At 34.5% G+C, this 6,746-nt stretch carries 5 protein-coding genes and 1 pseudogene; 5 read left to right on the forward strand and 1 reads right to left on the reverse strand.

The genetic code is table 11. The annotated features are described in order from the left end of the window. Positions 1-131: 131 nt before the first annotated feature. From OEW78_RS09345 to OEW78_RS09360, 4 genes are all read left to right on the forward strand, one after another. A complete protein-coding gene (locus OEW78_RS09345) occupies positions 132-320 on the forward strand; it encodes a hypothetical protein (protein ID WP_300327034.1) in 189 nt (62 codons plus the stop codon). A gap of 584 nt (positions 321-904) precedes the next feature. Further along, positions 905-1,381 (forward strand): Hsp20/alpha crystallin family protein, encoded by a 477-nt coding sequence (locus OEW78_RS09350; RefSeq protein ID WP_300327035.1) that lies wholly within the window; start codon positions 905-907, stop codon positions 1,379-1,381. Positions 1,382-1,412: 31 nt separating this feature from the next. Continuing rightward, the gene (locus tag OEW78_RS09355; protein ID WP_300327036.1) at positions 1,413-1,553 is read left to right on the forward strand and encodes a hypothetical protein; all 141 of its coding nucleotides are present in this window, start codon (positions 1,413-1,415) and stop codon (positions 1,551-1,553) included. Between the two features lie 411 nt (positions 1,554-1,964). Next, positions 1,965-2,396, forward strand: a complete 432-nt coding sequence (locus tag OEW78_RS09360) for a universal stress protein (RefSeq protein WP_300327037.1) — start codon at positions 1,965-1,967, stop codon at positions 2,394-2,396. Positions 2,397-2,425: 29 nt separating this feature from the next. Here OEW78_RS09360 and OEW78_RS09365 read toward each other — a convergent pair whose 3' ends face one another. Continuing rightward, positions 2,426-3,664: an alpha/beta fold hydrolase gene (locus OEW78_RS09365; RefSeq protein WP_300327038.1), complete on the reverse strand. Its 1,239-nt coding sequence runs from the start codon at positions 3,662-3,664 to the stop codon at positions 2,426-2,428. A gap of 202 nt (positions 3,665-3,866) precedes the next feature. On the opposite strand from OEW78_RS09365, the pseudogene OEW78_RS09370 reads away from it, so the two are divergent. Then, positions 3,867-6,578 (forward strand): annotated as a pseudogene (locus tag OEW78_RS09370) (HAD-IC family P-type ATPase); the annotation flags it as partial. Positions 6,579-6,746 lie beyond the last annotated feature (168 nt).

Below are 6,746 nucleotides of genomic sequence, written 5' to 3' on the forward strand. Positions count from 1 at the left end.
ATCGAAGATTTTCAATTTTGGTTTTCACTTGTTATTATTTTGAAAAACATGTGTTTGGAAAAATTAGAGCGAGCTAATTAGTTTTGTCTAATTTTCATATTGTTTAAATTAATTAAGTCGCATAATACCCCATGAAGAACAGATCATGTAAAATTTGTAATTCAAAACTAGAAGTAGAACGAAGATGTAAGTTCTGTGATGAGCCAACGCGACTGTTTTGTCATACTTGTGGAATAGTGACAGAAAAGATGAGTCATCCTGCATGTATGATAATTGATGTCAATACAATGTTGCTAGAGACTCAAACTAACAGAAATTAATTTTTCTTTTTTATTTTAACAATTTTTTATGTTGAATACCAATATATGGTGATTTGAATGACATTATGAAATTTTCAGAATGAAATAATCTTTGAAACATTGTTACTTTACAGGTATCTCACATGTCTAAAATTTCTTTAATTTTATCTGCCAATGATTCCCATCTTTTGTATCTGATCACAAACATCTTCAAAAGACTTGTTTTACTAAAAAAATAGAGAGACATTTTATTTTTGGTTTGTCATCCAGAAAACAAATTTCTTTCTGAAAAAATATCGTTAATTAATAAAAGAAAAAAGGAAAGGAATCACATATCCATTCCGGGCATACCTCCTCCCTTGCCTTTTACAGATAGAAGACTACGTGGTATGTGTCACAAATGTTTTAGCAGCAATGTTCTAATTATTTTGAATGAAGAAGACAGTACTACAGTATGTAATGATTATTTGGAAAAAAGGAATACTCTGTGTGATTGACATGAGTCAAGAAATCACAGTGTTAACAAATCAAGTCTATCAATTCATCATTCTCACATCAGAAAATCAAATATTCCAATTAAGTACATGGAAATTCTTTTTCTGGTTATGGCAACAAAACCCGTAAAAAAAGAATCAAGTTTGGCTCCATTCTGGTCATCAAGTTGGTCTGATATTGACAGATCAATTGAAAACCTGAGAAAGGACATGGAAAAGGCATTCTCGTTATTTCCATCAATATCAATGCCAAAAATGCCAGAGGCATCTTGTGATGTTATAGATGAAGGCAATCAATTTCGAGTAAAGATGGATGTGCCTGGAATCCAGAAAAAAGACATCAAACTGAATGTAACTGATAATTCATTGGAGGTTTCAGCCGAACATAAAGAAGAGTCAGAAGAAAAGAAAAAGAACTATCTCAGAAAAGAGAGAAGCCATGTCTCATACTATAGGACACTGCCAATGTCTGAGAATGTCGTATCAGGAAAAGTAAAGGCAAAGCTCACAGATGGTGTATTAGATATCACACTGCCCAAATCCAAACCAACAAAAGTACAGGCAAAAAAATCAGTCTCTGTACAATAATTTTTATTTTTTATATCAATAATATGTAATCATGATGGATTTTCCAGAACCAAGATGGCAAGACATACAATTATTTCTAGAAAAAGAAGGCTTTACTGAGATAAAGTTTGATGAAAACTGGTATGTTTTCATGCAAAAAGGAAAAAAGAATGTCAGGATTCACAAACAATAAAATTTCTAGACCCTGTCTGGAGAGTATTATTCAAGCCAGCGACATTAACAAAGAAAAATCATTGTTTGAAAAAACCATAATTTTTTGATCCGTGCACTGATCTATTACTCAAATTAATTCTTTCCAGTTGGGCTATTATCACAACAAATACTTGAATATCGTATAAAGAAATTATCAGTACTACTATCTGATACTAGGATCAAATTGTCAAAATTTTAACCAAAATATTTGGAAAAAGAAAGAATTTAAAAATAATCGACAACAATATGGCTGGATTTTCTGAACTAATTCTATCTAAATATCCATGGTAAACACCTACAAATAAAAACAACTAATTTTATTTTTTACCTTAATTTCAAGTTTGAAATTCAAACTTAACATATTATTTCTCTAAAGAGGTACTTAGATTAAATGCTTCAAAATAGATTCAAGAAAATACTCGTTGGAATAGATGGTTCTCCAAACTCCATACGAGGATTGAATCAGGCCATATCCCTAGCAAGACAGTCACAAGGAACAATCACAGGAATTCATGTATTACCGGAATTTCCACCATCATATGAAATTGACATAAAATCATACCGAGTACAATTAAGCAAAATTGCAAAAAAATTCATGGAATCCGCAAAGACCAGTGCAGCTCGTCATGGGATAGAATTTAATGAAAAGATTGCATCCTCAAAAAATGCAGTTGATACCATAGTAGGATTTGCTAGCAAGAACAAATTTGATGTCATAATTATAGGTTCAAGAGGACTTGGATCACCTAAGGCAAACTATGTTGGCAGTGTTGCGCATGGAATAGTGAATAATTCAAAGGTTCCAGTATTGGTTGTAAAATAGATTTCTGGCTTTTTTAATAACATAATTTTTCAAGCAGAATGTTCTATAAGCCACTTGCCAACCTCGGGCCACAGTTTTTTGTGGGCGGTCTTACTAATACACAATCCTACATGACCTGTTGGAAATTCTAGAATTTTCTTGTCCTTGCTGGCAATTACATTTGTGATTGTTCTGCTAGATTCTGCTGAAACCAGATCATCGTTTGTTCCAACAATGTTCAACACAGGCATGGTAATTTTTTTGATGTCTATGTGATCATCTCCTAGCATCATCTTGTTTTGAATAAGTAAATTATTTTTGTAAATGTCATTTATGATCTGCTCAAAAGCCTTTCCAATAATTGGTACGCTATCATAAAGCCAATACTCTACTGCCAAAAACTGTTTGATTTCATTTGCACTCCTAACCTGGCTAAAGTAAAATGAGTATTTAGAAGCAGCTTCTAATGGATTACGTAACCAAAATGCTATATTGAGAAACGATGATGGGACGTTTCCAAATGTATTTACAAATTTTTTAACATCAAACTCTTTGATCCATGCTTCAAGTACTGCAGGGGATTTATCAAAATCAACCGGCGTTGCATGCAAAACCAAAGCTTTGACATTTTCAGGATGTAATGCAGAATAGATCAACGATAAGATTCCACCCCAACAATATCCAAATAAAATTACATTTCTAGAACCGGTGATTTCTTCGACTGTGTCTACTGCATTTTCAAGATAGTCATGTGCATAGCTTTCAAGTGACATGGCCTCGTCTTGGACTGTGGGTATTCTCCAATCAGTTGCATACACATCAAATCCTAACTGTTGAAATTGTCTTATTACACTTGTTTGTGGAAGTAAATCCAATATGTAATGTCTGTTAATCAAAGAACCCACCACTAAAATTGGTGTCTTGAATTTTTGTGGAGAGTCTGTTTTGTAATGATGAACCTCGAATCTACCTCTCATTGGAATTACCTCAGATGGTGTTCTATCTACTACATCCCTGAGAGGCTCTACCATACGATCATAATTGCTGATTACATCTTCAAATTGCTTATACAGTTTATCACGATATATTGAAGGTGCCAACTGTGTGTATGAATTAATAAAATCCGATAGTGCTTTTGAGAAATCAGTTTTTTTCAAACCAGCGCTTATCTCTGCATCAAAATTACCTCTAATTTTATCTTGAATATTTTTACCTGTTGGATTTTGTAAATTAGAAGCAGATTTCAGGGCCTTGAACCAAGAATCAAAAATGATAGTACTGTATTTCATTTGAAAGTTAAGTGAATTTACAAGAAAATTATTGTAAAGAGAAAACCCATTTTCTGAAATCTTCTTTGAGTCTTTCAATTCCTTATAATATCAAGAATTACTAATATAACGATATTTTATGAATATCAAATTTGGTTTTCTTTCAATAATCTTATCTATATTCATGATAGATTACAACAATGCAAGATTTGTCAAACATTCAATGGCATTCTTTGGCTTCTGATAAAGTTGCAGATATGCTTCAAACCAATATCGAACAAGGTTTAAGTTTGAATGAGGCAAATAATCGACTAAAAAAGTTTGGAGAGAATACAATATCTGCTCAAAAAAGAGAAAATCAAATAATCTCATTTCTTTTGCAATTCAAACAGCCACTAGTTTTGATTCTAATCATTGCTGGCTTCATAACTGCAATCTTGCAAGAATGGGTAGACACAGGAGTAATTTTTGGAGTTGTGATAGCCAATGCTGCAATAGGTTTTATTCAAGAACATAAAGCAAGCAAGGCAATTCAAGCTCTTTCTAGAATTGTAACAAGTGAGAATGTCGTAATTAGAGAAGGTGAAAAAACAAGATTGCTCTCAAAACATATAGTTCCAGGGGACATAGTGCAACTTCGTTCTGGGGATAAAATTCCAGCTGACATGCGTCTATATCATACCAAAGATTTGAAGATTGACGAATCGATCTTGACTGGAGAATCAATGTCAGTCAAAAAACTGACTGATGTTTTTTCACCAAACACCATGCTTGCAGAACGAAAAAACATGGCATATGGTGGAACTTTGGTTACAAATGGCTATGGAGTTGGGATAGTAGTTATCACTGGAGATGATACTGAAACAGGGAAAATATCCCAAACCATGATTAAGGCAGAAGATCTTGAGACTCCTTTAACTAGAAAAAATCTTATTTTAGTAAAAAGATCCTTTATGCCATCTTTGGTTTGTCTGCTATGACATTTATTTTTGGTATTTTATTTACACATAGGACACTAACTGAATTATTCATGGAAGTGGTTGCTTTATCCGTTGCAGTAATTCCTGAAGGATTACCAGCTGCAATGACTGTGACTCTTGCAGTAGGCGTTGGCCATATGGCAAAGCGAAGCGCCATAATAAGAAAACTTCCAGCAGTAGAGACACTTGGCAGTACCACAGTAATATGCTCAGACAAGACCGGAACCATAACTGAGAACCAGATGACTGTATCTCAAATTTATGCAGGTGGTAAATTCTTTGAAGTATCAGGTACTGGATTTCAGCCAGTAGGTGAGATCATATACAATAAAGTCAAAATCAGTATCGAAGAACATCAGACATTAAAAGAATGCCTCATTGCTGGACTGTTATGCAATGATTCTGATTTGATACAAAAAAATGGCAGTTGGGAAGCCAAAGGGGATCCTACGGAAGTAGCCTTGATCACTGCAGCACACAAAGTAGATCTTAAACATTCTTCGTCGGAGTCTCTTTATAGAATAGATCAGATTCCATTTGAGTCTCATCTTCAATTTATGGCAACATTGCATGGTAGGGGAGATGACAAGATAGTATACGTCAAGGGGTCTGTCGAAAAAATCCTTGCAATGTCTTCACATCAGTCAAAAGATGAACGTGATGGTGCACATGACAATCTTGTTGATATTGATACATCAAAATTAAATGAAATTGCAGATACAATGGCATCAAAAGGGCTTCGAGTATTAGCTCTTGCCAAAAAGAAAATAGCAAATCATAAAATAGAAATCTCAGATGTCGACAACGGACTTGTTTTTTTAGGTTTTCAGGCAATGCTGGATCCTCCAAGACCTGAGGTGATTGAGGCAATAAAAGAATGTCAGAATGCAGGCATAAAGGTAAAAATGATAACTGGAGACAATCTAAAAACTGCAACTAGCATAGGCAAACAGATTGGCATACGCTGCTCCTCTTCAGGGCAAAACCAGACAGATATAATTGCGATTACTGGACAAGAATTGCAGGAATGTCCTAAGGATAGATTGGTTGAAACTGTTGATAAAACAGATGTGTTTGCAAGGGTTTTGCCAGAACAAAAATTCTCATTAGTAAAGGCACTTCAATCCAAAGGAAACATTGTTGCCATGACTGGGGATGGAGTAAACGATGCACCTGCCCTAAAACAGGCAGACGTAGGAATTGCAATGGGGATCACTGGTACTGATGTTGCAAAAGAAGCGTCTGATGTAATTTTGACTGATGACAACTTTGCATCAATAAAGGCAGCAGTAGAAGAAGGAAGAAGAATTCTAGATACCTTAATCAAATTTATCACGTGGACACTTCCTACAAGCTTTGGGGAAGGATTGGTAGTTTTGGCATCCATCTTCACTGGCCTTCTCATACCAATACTTCCAGTACAGATTTTATGGATAAATATGACCACTGTACTGGCGCTAGGAACCATGCTTATCTTTGAGCCAAAAGAGCCCGATGTTATGAACCGTCCTCCTCGTCCCCCAAATTCCCCTATTCTTACAAGAGATCTGGTGATTCAGATAGTAATTGTTAGTGCATGTATTCTGATTTCAGTTTATGGATTGTTTGAGTGGTCAATTAAGGACGGAAACACAGTGGATGAGGCAAGAACTATTGCGGTAAATGCAATTGTTATGATAGAGATATTTTATCTCTTTAACTGTAGATCCTTAACTAAATCTATTTTGAAAATAGGACTTCTTTCAAACAAGTTAATTTTCGTCGGAGTTGCAGTAATGATTCTATTACAAATTACTTTTACATATGTTCCAATAATGAATGAAATTTTCCATAGTCATCCAATTGGAATGGAATCATGGTTGAAAATAATTGGAGTGTCTCTTGTTGTTTTTATTATAATTGAATTAAAGAAATTCGTTAGTAAAAAATTAGTTCAGAAACATAGTATCGAGTGTTAAGATTAACCACCAGTAGAATTATTTTTTCAAACCTTTTCATTTTTGTCTCATGTCATCAGTGGTATCTGTAGGTACACCAGCATTGCAGCTAAAGCCATCGTAGGAATTGATATGACAGCACCCGGTTTTATCCACTCCTTTAGTGTGATGTTTCCACGTTTTCTT

The organism is Candidatus Nitrosopumilus sp. (genome assembly GCF_029882185.1).
Lineage (GTDB): Archaea > Thermoproteota > Nitrososphaeria > Nitrososphaerales > Nitrosopumilaceae > Nitrosopumilus.